This window comes from Wenjunlia tyrosinilytica, from assembly GCF_014646055.1.
In the GTDB taxonomy this organism is placed as follows: domain Bacteria; phylum Actinomycetota; class Actinomycetes; order Streptomycetales; family Streptomycetaceae; genus Wenjunlia; species Wenjunlia tyrosinilytica.
The window spans coordinates 104,118-119,911 of the sequence record NZ_BMMS01000002.1 but is presented as its reverse complement, the minus strand read 5'-3'; the positions used below and the strand labels follow the sequence as shown (position 1 = coordinate 119,911).

13 protein-coding genes are annotated in these 15,794 nt (G+C 71.2%); 4 read left to right on the top strand and 9 right to left on the bottom strand.

The annotated features are described in order from the left end of the window. Positions 1–92: 92 nt before the first annotated feature. Genes pgl through tkt form a run of 6 tightly spaced genes read right to left on the bottom strand, consistent with a single transcriptional unit; the run spans position 93 to position 8,538 of the window. Positions 93–875, bottom strand: coding sequence for a 6-phosphogluconolactonase (gene pgl / locus IEY86_RS02810; RefSeq protein ID WP_189129857.1), 783 nt, complete (start codon positions 873–875; stop codon positions 93–95). Next, positions 872–2,053 (bottom strand): glucose-6-phosphate dehydrogenase assembly protein OpcA, encoded by a 1,182-nt coding sequence (gene opcA / locus IEY86_RS02805; RefSeq protein WP_189129856.1) that lies wholly within the window; start codon positions 2,051–2,053, stop codon positions 872–874. Before opcA ends, pgl begins: the two co-directional genes overlap by 4 nt. Then, positions 2,050–3,576, bottom strand: coding sequence for a glucose-6-phosphate dehydrogenase (gene zwf / locus IEY86_RS02800; protein ID WP_189129855.1), 1,527 nt, complete (start codon positions 3,574–3,576; stop codon positions 2,050–2,052). Before zwf ends, opcA begins: the two co-directional genes overlap by 4 nt. A 4-nt stretch (positions 3,577–3,580) precedes the next feature. Next, positions 3,581–5,233, bottom strand: coding sequence for a phosphoglucose isomerase-related protein (locus tag IEY86_RS02795; RefSeq protein ID WP_189129854.1), 1,653 nt, complete (start codon positions 5,231–5,233; stop codon positions 3,581–3,583). 4 nt (positions 5,234–5,237) lie between these two features. Then, positions 5,238–6,380 carry a transaldolase gene (gene tal / locus IEY86_RS02790; RefSeq protein WP_189129853.1) on the bottom strand — a complete coding sequence of 381 codons (1,143 nt, stop codon included), beginning with the start codon at positions 6,378–6,380 and terminating at the stop codon, positions 5,238–5,240. Between the two features lie 37 nt (positions 6,381–6,417). Beyond that, positions 6,418–8,538, bottom strand: a complete 2,121-nt coding sequence (gene tkt, locus IEY86_RS02785; RefSeq protein ID WP_189129852.1) for a transketolase — start codon at positions 8,536–8,538, stop codon at positions 6,418–6,420. Positions 8,539–8,832: 294 nt separating this feature from the next. Between tkt and IEY86_RS02780 the strand changes: the two genes are divergently transcribed. Both IEY86_RS02780 and IEY86_RS02775 read left to right on the top strand, forming a co-directional pair. Next, positions 8,833–9,774: a heme o synthase gene (locus IEY86_RS02780; RefSeq protein ID WP_229698106.1), complete on the top strand. Its 942-nt coding sequence runs from the start codon at positions 8,833–8,835 to the stop codon at positions 9,772–9,774. Positions 9,775–9,872: 98 nt separating this feature from the next. After that, positions 9,873–10,223 carry a hypothetical protein gene (locus IEY86_RS02775; protein ID WP_189129850.1) on the top strand — a complete coding sequence of 117 codons (351 nt, stop codon included), beginning with the start codon at positions 9,873–9,875 and terminating at the stop codon, positions 10,221–10,223. 146 nt (positions 10,224–10,369) lie between these two features. On the opposite strand, the gene IEY86_RS02770 is transcribed toward IEY86_RS02775, so the two are convergent. The 3 genes from IEY86_RS02770 to IEY86_RS02760 form a co-directional block, all read right to left on the bottom strand. Further along, entirely contained in the window at positions 10,370–11,353 is a 984-nt protein-coding gene (locus IEY86_RS02770; protein WP_189129849.1) for a COX15/CtaA family protein, read from the bottom strand. A 177-nt stretch (positions 11,354–11,530) separates the two neighbouring features. Then, a complete protein-coding gene (locus tag IEY86_RS02765) occupies positions 11,531–12,301 on the bottom strand; it encodes an ABC transporter permease (RefSeq protein ID WP_189129848.1) in 771 nt (256 codons plus the stop codon). Further along, a complete protein-coding gene (locus tag IEY86_RS02760; RefSeq protein ID WP_189129847.1) occupies positions 12,298–13,224 on the bottom strand; it encodes an ABC transporter ATP-binding protein in 927 nt (308 codons plus the stop codon). Before IEY86_RS02760 ends, IEY86_RS02765 begins: the two co-directional genes overlap by 4 nt. Positions 13,225–13,501: 277 nt before the next feature. On the opposite strand from IEY86_RS02760, the gene IEY86_RS02755 reads away from it, so the two are divergent. Next, on the top strand, positions 13,502–14,383 hold the full coding sequence (locus tag IEY86_RS02755; RefSeq protein ID WP_189130048.1) for a helix-turn-helix transcriptional regulator: 882 nt from the start codon (positions 13,502–13,504) through the stop codon (positions 14,381–14,383). Further along, the gene (gene sufB, locus IEY86_RS02750; protein ID WP_189129846.1) at positions 14,380–15,792 is read left to right on the top strand and encodes a Fe-S cluster assembly protein SufB; all 1,413 of its coding nucleotides are present in this window, start codon (positions 14,380–14,382) and stop codon (positions 15,790–15,792) included. The genes IEY86_RS02755 and sufB overlap by 4 nt, the downstream gene beginning before the upstream one ends. Positions 15,793–15,794: the final 2 nt, after the last annotated feature.

Below are 15,794 nucleotides of genomic sequence, written 5' to 3'. Positions count from 1 at the left end.
GTTCCGTGTTCTTCCCAGTTCTTCGTTCTTCCCGGTTCTTCCCGGCTGGTCCTGCCCGGCCCTGGCCGGAGGCAGCGCCTGAGCGCCGGGCGCTAGGCGGAGGCCGGCGGGTACAGCTGCGGCGGAAGGTTCGCCGCGGCGGAGCGGTCGAGCAGCCACAGGGTGCGACTGGTTCCCCGCGCGCCCGCGGCCGGTGCCTGGATCTCCCCGGCGCCGCCCAGGGCGATCGCCACGGCGTCCGCCTTGTCCTCGCCCGCGGCCAGCAGCCACACCTCGCGCGCCGACCGGATCGCCGGGAAGGTCAGCGAGATACGGGTGGGCGGGGGCTTGGGGGCCCCGCGCACCGCCACGACCGTGCGCTCGACCTCGCGCACCGCGGGGTGCTCGGGGAAGAGCGAGGCCACATGCGTGTCCGGGCCGACGCCGAGGAGGAGGACGTCGAACGAGGGCACCCCGCCGTGGTCGCCGGGGCGCGTCGCCTTCGCGAGCTCCTCGGAGTAGGCCTCGGCGGCCGCCTCCGGGTCGTTGCCCTCGGGCCCGTCGGACGCCGGCATGGGACGCACCCGCGCCGGGTCCAGCGGTACCGAGTCCAAAAGCGCCGCACGGGCCTGGGTGTGGTTCCGCTCGGGGTCGCCCTCGGGCAGGAACCGCTCGTCGCCCCACCACAGGTCAAGGCGCGACCAGTCGATCGCGTCCCGGGCGGGCGATTCGGCGATGGCGGCCAGCAGTGCGTTGCCGTTGCGCCCTCCCGTGAGCACCACCGAAGCCGAACCGGTGGCGGCCTGGGCGTCCACGACCTTGGTGATCAGCCGGGCCGCGGCCGCCTTCGCCATCAGGTCCTTGTCGCGGTGCACGACCACCTGAGGCGCCGTCACTTCGTCGTCCTGCGGCGGGAAGCGGCCGGCTTGGCGGACTCCTGGGCCGACGGCTTGTCAGACGCCCTCGACGGCTTGGCGGTCGGCTCCGCGCTTTCCGCCGCGGTGCCGTCCGCCGGCTCCGCGGCCTCGGATGCCGTCTCGGACGATGCCGTGGAGGCCGGTGCTGTGGAGGCCGGTGCCGAGGACCGCGTCGCGGCGGCCTTCCTCGTCGTGCGCTGCGGCTGGATCACATGGCCGCTCGAGCCGTTCGTCTCCGGCAGCCTGCCCAGCCCGTACCTCACCGTGGACGCGTATACCTCGTCCGGGTCCAGCCGCCGCAGCTCCTCGGCGATCAGCTCCGAGGTCCCGCGGCGCTTGAGCGCCACATGCCGGTCCGGTTGCCCCGGCATGGCCAGCTCGGCCAGCGCGCCGTCGGCCCGGTCCAGGCAGATGTCGCCGTCGGCGGTGCGCAGCCGCACACCGGTCAGGCCCGGCCCCTGCGAGACCACCAGCTCGACCTCGACCTTCAGCCGGTCCGCCAGCCACAGGGCCAGCAGCTCCGAGCTGGGGTTGTAGGCCTCGCCCTCGACCACGGCGCCGGTGACCTTGGAGTGCTTCTGGTCGAGGGCCGCGGCCAGCATGCTGCGCCACGGGGTGATCCTCGTCCAGGCCAGATCGGTGTCACCCGGGGTGTAGCTCTCCCCGCGGCCGATCAGTGCCGCCATGGGGTTCTCGGTGGCCGCGGCGTCGGTCACCCGGCGCTGGGCGAGCGCGCCCAGCGGGTCCTCGGCGGGACGCTCGGGAGCGTCCTCCGGCCACCAGACGACGACGGGCGCGTCCGGGAGCAGGAGCGGCAGGACGACCGACTCGGCGTGGTTGGCCAGCTCGCCGTGCAGCCGCAGCAGCACGATCTCACCGGCCCCGCTCTCCTCGCCGATCCTCACCTCCGCGTCGAGGCGGGCCTCGGCGCGCGCCCTGGGGGAGCGTCCATGGCGCTTGATGACCGCCAGTATCCGGGAGGGGTGCTCCCTGGACGCCTCGTTGGCCGCCTTCAGGGCGTCGTAGTGGTTGCCCTCGTCGGTCACGATCACCAGCGTGAGCACCATGCCGACGGCCGGGGAGCCGATCGCACGACGGGCCTTGACCAGCGCGTTGTTGATCTGGCTCGAGGTGGTGTGGGTCAGATCGATGTTCATGGCCGGCGCCAGCTCCGTCCGTCTCGTGCGAGCATCTCGTCGGCCGCGGCCGGACCCCAGGTGCCCGACGTGTAGGGCTGGGGCCGGCCGTGCTTGGCCCAGTGCTCCTCGATCGGGTCGAGGATCGTCCAGGACAGCTCGACCTCCTGGTGGCGCGGGAAGAGGTTCGCGTCGCCGAGCAGCACGTCCAGCAGGAGCCGCTCGTACGCCTCGGGGCTGGACTCGGTGAAGGACTCGCCGTAGGCGAAGTCCATCGACACGTCCCGGACCTCCATGGCCGTGCCCGGCACCTTCGAACCGAAGCGGACGGTGATGCCCTCGTCCGGCTGGATCCGGATCACCAGGGCGTTCTGCCCCAGCTCCTCGGTGGCGGTGCTGTCGAACGGCAGGTGCGGCGCGCGCTGGAAGACCACCGCTACCTCGGTGACCCGCCGCCCCAGCCGCTTGCCGGTGCGCAGGTAGAACGGCACACCCGCCCAGCGCCGGTTGTCGATCTGCAGCTTTATCGCGGCGTAGGTGTCGGTGCGCGAGTCCGGGGGGATGCCCTCCTCCTCCAGATACCCGGCCACCTCCTGTCCGCCCTGCCAGCCGCGGACGTACTGCCCGGGCACCGTGTGCTTGCTCAGGTCCGCGGGGAGCTTGACCGCGCCCAGCACCTTGATCTTCTCCCGGACCAGGGCGGCGGCCTCGAACGAGGCCGGCTCCTCCATCGCCGTGAGGGCGAGCAGCTGGAGGAGGTGGTTCTGGATGACGTCACGGGCGGCGCCGATGCCGTCGTAGTACCCCGCACGGCCGCCGATGCCGATGTCCTCGGCCATGGTGATCTGCACGTGGTCGACGTAGGAGCGGTTCCACAGGGGCTCGAACATCGTGTTGGCGAAGCGCAGCGCCAGGATGTTCTGGACCGTCTCCTTGCCCAGGTAGTGGTCGATCCGGAAGACCTCGTTGGGCGGGAAGACCTCGTGGACGGTCCGGTTGAGCTCCTGGGCGCTGGCCAGGTCGTGGCCGAACGGCTTCTCGATGACGGCGCGGCGCCAGGATCCGTTGCGCCCCTCGGACAGGTGGTGCTTCTTGAGCTGCTCGACGACCTTGGGGAAGAACTTCGGCGGAACGGACAGGTAGAAGGCGAAGTTGCCGCCCGTGCCGCGTGCCTTGTCCAGCTCGTCGATGGTGCTGCGCAGCTTCTCGAACGCGTCGTCGTCGTTGAACTCGCCGGGCACGAACCGGAAGCCCTCGGCGAGCTGCGCCCACACCTCCTCGCGGAACGGGGTCCGCGAGTGCTCCTTGACGGCGTCGTGGACGACCTGGGCGAAGTCCTCGTTCTCCCAGTCGCGGCGGGCGAAGCCGACGAGCGAGAAGCCCGGCGGCAGCAGGCCGCGGTTGGCCAGGTCGTAGACGGCCGGCATCAGCTTCTTGCGCGACAGGTCGCCCGTGACGCCGAAGATGACCAGACCCGAGGGGCCCGCGATGCGTGGGAGCCGCCGGTCCTGTGGTGCCCGCAGTGGATTGGTGTTCGTCGTCACCGCTTCACTCTCCTAGCGCGGAATGCAGCTGCCGCAGCCCTGCCGCACGGTCGGTGAGATGCAGGCGCAGCGCCGGACGGCCCCGCGAGGTGAGGGCGCCGAGGTCGCCGAGCGCCTGGGCGAGCTGGAGGCGCCCGAAGGTGTAGGGCCTGCCCGGCACGTCCAGGTCCTGCGCCGTCGCCCCGGTGATCTGGAGGAATGCGCCGACCGGCGGACCGCCCTTGTGGAACTGCCCGGTGGAGTGCAGGAAGCGCGGAGCCCAGCCGAAGGTCACCTGCCTGCCGGCCTTCACCGCCGCCGCGGGGCGCAGCTTCTCCGCGGACGCCTCGCCCACCCGGTCCAGGTAGGCCATCACGGCGAGGTAGCCGCGCTCGGGAACCGCGCCGAACAGCGCGTCGAGGGCGCCTGCCAGCGTGGTCGCCCCGCCCAGCACCGCCGAGTCGCCGAAGACCTGCACGGCGCCGTCGGTGAAGGCCGGCTCGCCCTCGGGGAGGGGGCCGTCGCCCGCCTTCTCCAGCAGGGCGGCCGTGTTGTCCTTGGACTCCTGGACGTTGGGCTGGTCGAACGGGTCGATGCCGATGATCCGGCCCGCCACCGCGGTCGCGAACTCCCACAGCAGGAGCTGCGCGCCCAGCGGCCCGCCGACAGCGATGTCGGCGGACTCGTCGGAGCCCAGGACGACCCGCTGCCCGTCCTCGCCGATGTCGGCGTAGCCGGGAGCGCCGGTGCCCTCGACGACGACCGGCAGGATGCCCTTGGCCTCCTTGCCGGTGGACTCGGCGATGAGCTGCTCGGCCCAGTCGCCGAAGCCGACGATGCCGTGTCCGCCGGCGTCCGTGGCCGTGGCGATGACGGCCTTGTCACGGCCGGTCACCGCTCCGGTGCCGAGCGCCGCGCCCAGCAGGAGGCCCGGGTTGGTGGCCTCGTTCCTGGCGAGCTCGGGGGACAGGGCCGCGGCCTCGTCCAGCAGCTTCGCCACGTCCACGCCCGCCAGCGCGCTCGGAACGAGGCCGAAGGCGGTCAGCGCCGAGTAGCGGCCGCCCACGTTGGGGTCGGCCAGCACCACGCGGTAGCCCGCCTCGCGGGCGGTGTGCTCCAGCGGGGAGCCCGGGTCGGTGACGACCACGATCCGCTGGGCGAGTTCCTCGTCCGACAGGCCCATGTCACGGAACGCCTGCTCGTAGGCGCGCCGGTGGCTGTCGGTCTCGATGGTGCCGCCGGACTTGGAGGAGACCACGACGACCGTGCGGTCCAGCCGGTCCGCGACGGCCCGGCGGATCTGGTGCGGGTCGGTGGTGTCGAGCACCGTCAGCGGGACGCCGTAGGTGCGGGTGATGACCTCGGGGGCGAGGGAGGAGCCGCCCATCCCGGCGAGGACCACATGGTCGAGACCCGCCCGGGCCACCTCCTCCCGCAGCTCGGCGAGCTGCGGGAGAAGGGCACGGGAGGAGGTGGGCAGATCCACCCAGCCAAGGCGGATGGAAGCCTCGGACTCGGCGGCCGGGCCCCACAAGGTGGCGTCCGATCCGCTCAGCCGGGAGGCGACGGAGTCCGACTGCAGCTGCTTGAGCACCTCCACCAGGGCGGTGCCCACGAACTTCCGCACCGAGACGGATACGCCGCCGTCCCGGGCTTCGAGGCCTGCAAAGTCCGCCATCGCGTCAGGACTCCTTCGGGGCGTTGTCCTTGAGGGCCTTGTCCACCGATTCCAGCAGTTCGTTCCACGACGTCTCGAACTTCTCGACGCCCTCGTCCTCGAGGACCTCGACGACGTCGTCGTAGGAGACACCGATCCCCTCGAGCGCGTCCAGATCGGCCCTGGCCTGCTCATAGGTGGCGCGGACGGAGTCGCCGCGGATCTCGCCGTGGTCGGCGACGGCGTCGAGCGTGGACTCGGGCATCGTGTTCACGGTGCCCGCAGCGACCAGCTCCTCGACGTACATCGTGTCCTTGTACGCCGGGTCCTTCACACCGGTCGAGGCCCACAGCGGACGCTGCTTGTGCGCGCCCGCCCGCTCCAGGGCCGCCCAGCGCTCGGACGGGGGAGTCGAGCCGTCCACCGAGCCGAACACCTCCTCGAACGCCTGGTAGGCCAGGCGGGCGTTGGCGACGGCGGCCTTGCCGCGCAGCGCCTTGGCCTCGGGGGTGTCGATCTTCTCCAGGCGCTTGTCGACCTCGGTGTCCACGCGGGAGACGAAGAACGAGGCGACCGACTCGATCGTGGACAGGTCGATGCCGGCGGCCCTGGCCTTCTCCAGGCCCGCCAAGTAGGCGTCCATGACCTGGCGGTACCGGTCCAGGGAGAAGATCAGCGTGACATTGACGCTGATGCCCCGGCCGATCACCTCGGTGATCGCGGGCAGGCCGCCCAGTGTGGCCGGGATCTTGATGAACAGGTTCGGGCGGTCGACCAGCCACCACAGCTGCTTGGCCTCGGCCACGGTGGCGTCGGTGCGGTGCGCCAGGCGCGGGTCCACCTCGATGGAGACCCGGCCGTCGTGTTGCCCGGTGGCGTCGAAGACCGGCCGCAGGATGTCGGCCGCGTCGCGGACGTCGGAGGTGGTGATCATGCGCACCGCCTCCTCGACCGTGAGACCGCGCACCGCCAGGTCACGCAGCTGACCGTCGTAGCCGTCGCCGCCGCCGATCGCCTTCTGGAAGATCGACGGGTTCGTGGTCACGCCCACGACGTGGCTCTGGTCGATCAGCTCGGCGAGGTTGCCGGACGTGATCCGCTTGCGGCTCAGGTCGTCCAGCCAGATCGCCACGCCTTCGTCGCTGAGGCGCTTGAGTGCGTCTGCCATGTCTATTGCATCTCCTCGATACGTTGCTTGGGCGCCGTCAGGCGGATGCGGCAGCGATGGAGTCGCGTGCCGCCGCGACGACGGCCTCCTTCGTGAGGCCGAACTTCTCGTAGAGGACCTGGTAGTCGGCGGAGGCGCCGAAGTGCTCCAGGCCGACGATGCGGCCGGCGTCGCCGACGAGTTCGCGCCAGCCCTGGGCGATGCCCGCCTCGACCGAGACACGTGCCTTGACCCGCGGCAGAAGGACGCTGTCCTGGTAGGCCTTGTCCTGCTCCTTGAACCACTCGAGGCAGGGGAGAGAGACCACACGGGTGGGGATGCCGTCGGCCTCGAGGACCTCGCGGGCGGCGACCGCGATCTGCACCTCGGAGCCGGTGCCGATGAGGATGACCTCCGGGGCGCCGTTGGAGGCGTCGGCCAGGACGTAGGCGCCCTTGGCCGTGCCCTCGGCGGAGCTGAACTCCTCGCCGGTGGCCGGGCCGTCCTCGGTCCGCGCCCACGTCGGCACGTTCTGCCGGGTCAGGGCGAGGCCGTGCGGGCCGGTGCCGGGGACGGAGTGGCGCTCCATGATCGTGCGCCAGGCGACCGCGGTCTCGTTGGCGTCGGCGGGACGGACGACGTTCAGGCCCGGGATGGCGCGCAGCGCGGCGAGGTGCTCGACCGGCTGGTGGGTCGGGCCGTCCTCGCCGAGGCCGATGGAGTCGTGCGTCCACACGTAGGTGACGGGCAGCCGCATCAGCGACGCCAGCCGGACCGCGGGGCGCATGTAGTCCGAGAAGACCAGGAATGTGCCGCCGTAGACACGGGTGTTCCCGTGCAGGGCGATGCCGTTCATGGTCGAGCCCATGGCGTGCTCGCGGATGCCCCAGTGGATGGTGCGGCCGTACGGGCTCGCGCCGGGCAGCGGGTTGTCCGGGGGGAGGAAGGACGAGCTCGAGTCGATGGTCGTGTTGTTCGAACCGGCCAGGTCCGCGGAGCCGCCCCACAGCTCGGGGACGATCGCGCCGAGGGCCTTGAGCACCTCGCCGGAGGCCTTGCGGGTCGCCACGTCCTTGCCCGCCGGGAAGCTCGGGATCGACTTGTCCCAACCCTCGGGGAGCTTGCCGGCCGCGATGCGGTCGTACTCGGCGGCCCGGTCGGGGTCGGCGGCGCGCCAGGTCTGGAACGCCTTGTCCCACTCGGCGCGCATCGCGCGGCCCCGGTCGAGGGCCTCGCGGGTGTGGGCGAGGACCTCTTCCTCCACCTGGAAGTGCTGGTCCGGGTCGAAGCCCAGGACCTCCTTGGTGGCCCTGACCTCGTCCTCGCCGAGGGCGGAGCCGTGCGCCGCCTCGGTGTTCTGGGCGTTCGGGGCCGGCCAGGCGATGATCGTGCGGGCGCCGATGATGGACGGACGGCCCGTCTCGGCCTTCGCGGCGAGGAGCGCCTTGTGCAGCGCCTCGATGTCGAAGTCGCCGTTCTCGGCCTGCTCGATGCGCTGCACGTGCCATCCGTAGGCCTCGTAGCGCGCCAGCACGTCCTCGCTCAGAGCGGTGGCGGTGTCGCCCTCGATCGAGATGTGGTTGTCGTCGTACAGGGCGACGAGGTTGCCCAGCTTCTGGTGGCCGGCCAGGGAGCCGGCCTCCGCCGAGACGCCTTCCTCGATGTCGCCGTCGGAGACGATGGCCCAGATGGTGTGGTCGAAGGGGGACTCGCCCTCGGGTGCGTCCGGGTCGAACAGCCCGCGCTCGTACCGCGCGGCCATGGCCATGCCCACGGCGTTGGCGATGCCCTGGCCGAGCGGGCCCGTGGTGGTCTCGACCCCGATGGTGTGGCCGTGCTCGGGGTGGCCCGGAGTGCGGCTGCCCCACTTGCGGAACGCCTTCAGGTCGTCCAGCTCCAGGCCGTAGCCCGACAGGAAGAGCTCGGTGTAGAGCGTCAGGCTGGTGTGCCCGGGGGAGAGGACAAAGCGGTCACGGCCCGCCCAGTCCGGGTTCGTGGGGTCGTGCCGCATCAGCTTCTGGAACAGAAGGTAGGCGGCGGGTGCCAGGCTCATGGCCGTGCCGGGGTGGCCGTTGCCGACCTTCTGCACGGCGTCCATGGCGAGGACTCGAGCTGTGTCCACAGCCCGCTTGTCCAGATCGGTCCAGTCCAAGGCTGTGTTGGTCGACTTGGTGCTCACCCTGAGTCAGGGCTCCTCTCGATGTCGAACGCCGAGAAACGGCGTGCAAACCGGCGCTGTCGAGCCTACCGCCGATGGGGGGCTCGGCTTTTCGGCCTTCCGGCCAACCGTTCCGTACTCGAGCCGATTCCCAGCGGGGACGGAGCGCCGGCGGGGCGGCGGAACACGGGCGACCCCCGGCGCAAGACGGTAGTTGCGATGCGTCTAGAGTGGCGTGGTAAGCGCAAGGACCTCCCTGGTCGTACATCTGCTGTACCCCTGGGGCTTGCATGTCTTATCTCTTCAGGGGTTTTCGTGACGGCCGTCGAGTCCCGACCCGCAGGGGTCATCGGAACGAGCCGCGGGCACCGTCCGTTCGGCGCTCGGGTCAAGGCATTCGTGGCGCTCACGAAGCCGCGCGTCATCGAGCTCCTGCTCATGTCGACGGTGCCGGTCATGTTCCTCGCCGCGGACGGTGTGCCGGACCTGTGGCTGGTGCTGGCCACGGTCTTCGGCGGATACCTGTCGGCGGGTGGTGCCAACGCCCTGAACATGTACATCGACCGCGATATCGACCGGCTGATGCACCGCACGGAGCAGCGTCCGATCGTCACGGGAATGGTCACTCCCCGTGAAGGCCTCGTCTTCGGTATCACCCTCGCTGTCGTCTCGACCGTGTGGTTCGCCGTCCTGGTGAACCCGCTGTCCGCGGTGCTGTCCGTGGCCGCCATCCTTTTCTACGTCTTCGTCTACACCCTCGGCCTCAAACGCCGAACCTCGCAGAACATCGTGTGGGGCGGGATCGCGGGCTGCATGCCGGTCCTCATCGGCTGGGCCGCCGTCACGAACTCGCTGTCGTGGGCGGCCCTCGTCCTCTTCCTCGTGGTCTTCTTCTGGACGCCGCCGCACTACTGGCCGCTGTCGATGAAGGTCAAGGACGACTACGTCAAGGCGAATGTGCCGATGCTGCCGGTCGTGGCCTCCAACGCGGAGGTGGCCCGCCAGATCGTCCTCTACAGCTGGGTGATGGTCGCGGTCTCGCTGGCCCTGTGGCCCCTGGCGCACACCTCGCTCGTCTACCCCGTGGTCGCGGCCGCGCTCGGTGTGCTGTGGCTGAAGGAGGCGCACGGCCTGCGGAGCCGCGCCAAGGCGGGAGTGGTCGGGGCGAAGCTCCAGGAGATGCGGCTGTTCCACTGGTCGATCACCTACCTGACGCTGCTGTTCGTGGCCGTCGCGGTGGACCCCTTCCTGCGCTGACGTTCCTGCGCTGACCTTCCTGCACTGACTTCCCGTGCCGGCTGCCTGAAGCGGCAGCCGCTTCCGCGGGCTCCTCTACCTGCGCGTAGCATCGGGGCATGGCTGACGACACCATCACCGAGGGCCCCCGGGACGGCGCCGACAAGCGCGCCGAGCGTCGGGCGGCCCGGCTCGCCAAACGGATCCGCGCCTTCGCCAAGTCCCGCGGCGGCAGCGCCGACGGCACACTCGAGTACATCGGTGAGGCGGGTACGAGGATCGTGCTCGTCGGCGCCGACGGGGGCTGGGGCGACCTGGTGGCCCCGAGCCACGACATCGCCCGGCGCGCGGCGGAGCTGGCCGAGCTCACGGTGCACGAGCAGTTCGACGGCGAACTCGCCGCGAAGGTGCGCACCGGCCCCTACGAGTGGAAGCGCATGGCGGGCATCCAGGCGCCGGTACGCGCCTGACCGGCCGACCTCGGACCCGGCCGACTTCGGACCCGTCGGCCTCGGACCCGGCCGACTTCGGACCCGTCGGCCTCGGACCCGTCGGCCTCGGACCCGTCGGCCTCGGACCCGTCGACCTCGGACCTGTCGGCCTCGGACCGTCGGCCTCAGACCGCCGAGAGGCGGGGCTCGTCCTTGACCGGGCCCGGGATGTCCGCTGCCCCGGGCTCCTCGACCGGGCGCTCGCGCAGCGCCAGCGCCAGGCGCAGCACCGCGATCCACACCAGGCCCGAGCCGAGCATGTGGGCACCGACGACGAGCTCGGGCAGGTGGGTGAAGTACTGGACGAACCCGACCACGCCCTGGGCGAGCAGGACGACCAGCAGATCACGGCAGCGGGCGCGGGCGGCCGCCGGAGCGCCGGTCGCCCGGAGCACGAAGAGGAGCGCGAGGGACACACCGAGGACGAGGAAGACCAGGTCCACATGGAGCTGGGTCACCCGCTCCCAGTCGAGCGGGATGCGGTGGACCTTCTTGGCGTCGCCCGCGTGCGGCCCGGCGCCCGTCACGACCGTGCCGACGACGATCAGCGCTCCCGTGGCGGCGACCAGGCCCCAGGTGAGCTGCCCGACCGGCTTGGCGACCAGGGGCCTTGCGGGCCCCGAGCCCTCGCCCGCCCGCTTCCACATGAGCACGGCGACCGTGATCAGGGCCGAGCTGATCAGGAAGTGCGACCCCACGATGTAGGGGTTGAGGCCGGTCAGCACGGTGACGCCGCCGACGACCGCGTTGCTCATGACGATCCAGAACTGCGCCCAGCCGAGCCGGGTGAGGTCCCTTCGCCAGGGTGAGCGGGCGCGGGCGGCCACGATCGCCAGACCGACGGCCGCGCACAGGACATAGGTGAGCATGCGGTTGCCGAACTCGATGGCGCCGTGGATGCCCATCTGGCCGGTCGGGGTGAGCGACTCGGCGGTGCAGGTCGGCCAGGTGGGGCAGCCGAGCCCGGACTCCGTCAGCCGTACGGCCCCCCCGGTCACGACGATGACGACGCTCATCACGACGGTCGCGAGCGCGGCCCGCTCGACGAAGGCGGCGGAGGGCTGCCGGCGGCGGGCGATGGCGGCGAAGGGGTTGAGCGAGTTCAGCACGGACCCATCGTAGGCGGCCGTTTGTGAATGCCTTCACGTGGGTCCCGGCAGGCGTCCGCGCCGTGAGACCCGCCCGGGCCGGTCCGCCCCGGGCGGCCGGGCAGGGGCGCCCCCGTCCCTGCTCCCAAGCGCCCCGTCCCTGCTCCCAAGCGCCCTGCCCCTACTCCCGGCGGAACCCTACTCCCAGCGGAAGAAGCGGGCTGCCGCCGCCAGCCCCACCACCGACCACAGCGCCAGCACTCCCACATCGCCCCAGGGCATCCCGGCCCCGTGCTGGAGCACCTCGCGCAATCCGTCGGACAGGGCGGAGATCGGCAGCAGCTCCAGGAACGACCGCACCCCCTCGGGGAACCTGTCCAGCGGAACGATCACGCCGCCGGCCAGCAGGAGGAGGACGAAGACGAGGTTCGCGGCGGCCAGGGTGGCCTCCGCCCGCAGGGTCCCCGCCATCAGCAGCCCCAGGCCCGAGAACGCTGCCGTGCCCAGCACGATCAGCAGCAGGACGGCCAAGGGGTTGCCGTGCGGCGACCAGCCGAGCGCCAGCGCGATCACCGTCAGCAGCGCCACCTGCAGCGCCTCGGTCACAAGCACCGAGCCGGTCTTGGCCGTCATCAGGGCCCAGCGGGGCAGCGGGCTCGCACCCAGCCGCTTGAGCACCCCGTACCGCCGCTCGAACCCGGTGGCGATGGCCTGCCCGGTGAACGCCGTGGACATCACGGCGAGGGCCAGCAGTCCGGGAGCGAGGAAGTCCACCCGCTCCCCGCCGCCGGTGTCCACGATGGCCACGGCGCTGAAGAGCACCAGGAGCATCGACGGGATGACGATCGTCAGCAGGAGCTGCTCGCCGTTGCGCAGCAGCATCCGGGTCTCCAGCGCCGTCTGCGCCCGGATCATCCGGGGCAGCGGGGCCGCCCCCGGGCGGGGCGCGAAAGTGCCCGTCGCTCTCATCCGCGAAGCTCCCGTCCGGTCAGTTCGAGGAAGACGTCCTCGAGGGTGCGGCGCTCGACCGCCAGCCGGTCCGGCATCACGCCGTGCTGGGCGCACCACGAGGTGACGGTCGCCAGCAGCTGCGGATTGACCTTGCCCTCGATGCGGTAGCTGCCGGGGGTGATCTCGGCGGCGGCGGTGTCGGCCGGCAGGGCCTTCAGCAGGGACGCCAGGTCCAGGCCGGGGCGTCCGCTGAACCGCAGCGTGTTCTCCGCACCGCCGCGGCACAGCTCCTCGGGGGTCCCCCGGGCGATCACCCGGCCGCGGTCGATGACCGAGACGTCGTCCGCCAGCTCCTCGGCCTCGTCCATGAAGTGGGTGGTCAGCACGATGGTCGCCCCGTCCGAGCGCAGCTCCCGCACCAGGTCCCAGGTGGCGTGCCGGGCCTGCGGGTCCAGGCCCGCGGTCGGCTCGTCCAGGAAGAGCAGCTCCGGCCGCCCGACGACGGCCATGGCGAGCGCGAGGCGCTGCTGCTGTCCGCCGGACAGCCGCCGGTAGGTGGTGCGGCCGCACGATTCGAGGCCGAGCCGCTCGATGAGGAGGTCCACGTCGACGGGCTGGGCGTGGAGCCTCGCGGTGTGCCGCAGCATCTCCTCGGCCCGCGCGCCGGGGTAGACCCCCCCGGACTGGAGCATGACGCCGATCCTCGGCCGCAGGGCCGCGTTGTCCGCCACGGGGTCCAGGCCCAGGATCCTCACGCTCCCGCCGTCGGGTCTGCGGTAGCCCTCGCAGGTCTCGACCGTGGTGGTCTTCCCGGCTCCGTTGGGGCCGAGGACGGCGGTGACGGTCCCCTCACCGACGGTCAGGTCCAGCCGGTCCACCGCGGTCTTCGCGCCGTACCGCTTGACCAGTCCGACGACCTCGACCGCGGGCTGTCTCTGCATGGAGCGAAGTCTACGAAGCCCACGCCCCGTTCAGACCCACTGGGTTACCGGTCGGCAACCTCCGGGCGTTTGCGCAGGTCAGCACGGGAGAGGGGTTAGGTTCCCCTAAGTGACGCAGGACACCGGGCCGGTGATCCGCGTCGGGTTGTCCCTCGCGCGGGAATTAAGCAACAATGGTGTTGTGAAAAACGTGAGCAAGGCTTCGGAGCGGAAGGCGGCCCTGGCTGCCGCCCCGTCGGCCGTGCCTGCCCACACCGCGCCGGCCGTGCCCGCGCACATGGCCCCCGCCGCCGACGGCGGCGAGACCCAGCACGGCACCCGTAACAAGGTGGCCCGTTCCATCCTCGACCACGGCCCGTCCACCGCGGCGGACCTGGCCGAACGGCTGGAGCTGACCCCCGCGGCCGTCCGCCGCCACCTCGACGCGCTCGTGGCCGAAGGCATCGCCGAGCCGCGCGAGCAGCGGGTGTACGGCAGCCGCGGACGGGGCCGTCCCGCGAAGGTGTTCGCGCTCACCGACTCCGGTCGTGACGCCTTCTACCAGGCGTACGACCAGCTCGCGGCGGACGCCATGCGCTGGATCGCACGGAGCGCGGGCGGAGGCGAGGCGGGCGAGGCCGCGGTGGCGGAGTTCGCCCGAGCCCGTTTCGCCGCGCAGGCCGAGCGCTACCGCGAGGACGTCGAGGCCGCCGAGCCCCATGAGCGGGCGAGGGCACTCGCCGAGGCATTGACCGCGGACGGGTACGCTGCTACCGCTCGTAGCGCGCCCGCACCGGCCGTGGCCGGACGCGCCGCCCGGCCGCTGGGAGAGCAGCTCTGCCAGCACCACTGCCCGGTGCAGCACGTGGCCGAGCAGTTCCCGCAGCTGTGCGAGGCGGAGACCGAGGTCTTCTCCCGCCTGCTCGGCACCCATGTGCAGCGTCTGGCCACCATCGCCCACGGCGACGGAGTGTGCACGACGTTCGTGCCGACGCCGGCGCCCCCGGCCGCTCAACGGCCGCCCGCGCGGAGCGGCGGCGCGCCGCCGGAAGACCCCGTTGAAGAGCCGGAAGACCGCAGTACCGCTTTGCAGAAGAACGCTTCGCCGAAGAACGCTTCGCCGAACGCAAGTCCTGAGAACGTCGCATCCGCAGTTGAGGCCGGGAGGAACCCCGCATGACCACGACCGCTCACCCGGAGCTCGAGGGTCTGGGCACATACGAGTACGGCTGGGCCGACTCCGACGTGGCGGGAGCCGCTGCCAAGCGGGGCCTGTCCGACGAGGTCGTCCGGGACATCTCGGCCAAGAAGTCCGAGCCGGACTGGATGCTCAAGATGCGTCTGAAGGGCCTGCGGCTGTTCGGCAAGAAGCCCATGCCGACCTGGGGCTCGGACCTGTCCGGGATCGACTTCGACAACATCAAGTACTTCGTGCGCTCCACCGAGAAGCAGGCCGCTTCCTGGGACGAGCTGCCCGAGGACATCAAGAACACCTACGACAAGCTGGGCATCCCGGAGGCGGAGAAGCAGCGCCTCGTCGCCGGTGTCGCCGCCCAGTACGAGTCGGAGGTCGTCTACCACCAGATCCGCGAGGACCTGGAGGAGCAGGGCGTCATCTTCCTGGACACCGACACGGCGCTCAAGGAGCACCCGGAGCTGTTCCAGGAGTACTTCGGCACCGTCATCCCGGCGGGTGACAACAAGTTCGCCGCGCTGAACACGGCCGTGTGGTCCGGTGGCTCCTTCATCTACGTGCCGAAGGGCGTGCACGTGGAGATCCCGCTCCAGGCCTACTTCCGGATCAACACCGAGAACATGGGCCAGTTCGAGCGGACGCTGATCATCGTCGACGAGGACGCCTACGTCCACTACGTCGAGGGCTGTACCGCGCCGATCTACAAGTCGGACTCGCTGCACTCCGCGGTCGTCGAGATCATCGTCAAGAAGGGCGCCCGCTGCCGCTACACGACCATCCAGAACTGGTCGAACAACGTCTACAACCTGGTCACCAAGCGCGCCGTCGCCTACGAGGGCGCGACCATGGAGTGGGTCGACGGCAACATCGGCTCCAAGGTGACCATGAAGTACCCGGCCGTGTACCTCATGGGCGAGCACGCCAAGGGCGAGACCCTGTCCATCGCCTTCGCGGGCGAGGGCCAGCACCAGGACGCCGGCGCCAAGATGGTGCACATGGCGCCCAACACCTCCTCCAGCATCGTCTCCAAGTCGGTGGCGCGAGGCGGCGGCCGCACCTCGTACCGCGGCTTGATCGAGATCGGCGAGGGCGCCCAGGGCGCGAAGTCCAATGTGCTGTGCGACGCGCTGCTCGTGGACACGATCTCCCGCTCCGACACGTACCCCTATGTGGACGTCCGCGAGGACGATGTGTCCATGGGCCACGAGGCCACGGTCTCCAAGGTCAGTGAGGACCAGCTCTTCTACCTCATGAGCCGCGGCCTGGAGGAGAACGAGGCCATGGCGATGATCGTCCGCGGCTTCGTCGAGCCCATCGCCCGCGAGCTGCCGATGGAGTACGCGCTGGAGCTCAACCGGTTGATCGAGCTGCAGATGGAGGGCGCGGTCGGCTGACC

What these genes read in the sequence shown, in the direction of transcription:
- sufB (WP_189129846.1), top strand. Translation starts at nt 14,380, where the DNA reads ATGACCACGACCGCTCACCCGGAGCTCGAGGGTCTGGGCACATACGAG.
- IEY86_RS02755 (WP_189130048.1), top strand. Translation starts at nt 13,502, where the DNA reads ATGGCCCCCGCCGCCGACGGCGGCGAGACCCAGCACGGCACCCGTAAC.
- IEY86_RS02760 (WP_189129847.1), bottom strand. Translation starts at nt 13,224, where the DNA reads ATGCAGAGACAGCCCGCGGTCGAGGTCGTCGGACTGGTCAAGCGGTAC.
- opcA (WP_189129856.1), bottom strand. Translation starts at nt 2,053, where the DNA reads ATGAACATCGATCTGACCCACACCACCTCGAGCCAGATCAACAACGCG.
- IEY86_RS02775 (WP_189129850.1), top strand. Translation starts at nt 9,873, where the DNA reads ATGGCTGACGACACCATCACCGAGGGCCCCCGGGACGGCGCCGACAAG.
- IEY86_RS02795 (WP_189129854.1), bottom strand. Translation starts at nt 5,233, where the DNA reads ATGGCGGACTTTGCAGGCCTCGAAGCCCGGGACGGCGGCGTATCCGTC.
- tal (WP_189129853.1), bottom strand. Translation starts at nt 6,380, where the DNA reads ATGGCAGACGCACTCAAGCGCCTCAGCGACGAAGGCGTGGCGATCTGG.
- IEY86_RS02765 (WP_189129848.1), bottom strand. Translation starts at nt 12,301, where the DNA reads ATGAGAGCGACGGGCACTTTCGCGCCCCGCCCGGGGGCGGCCCCGCTG.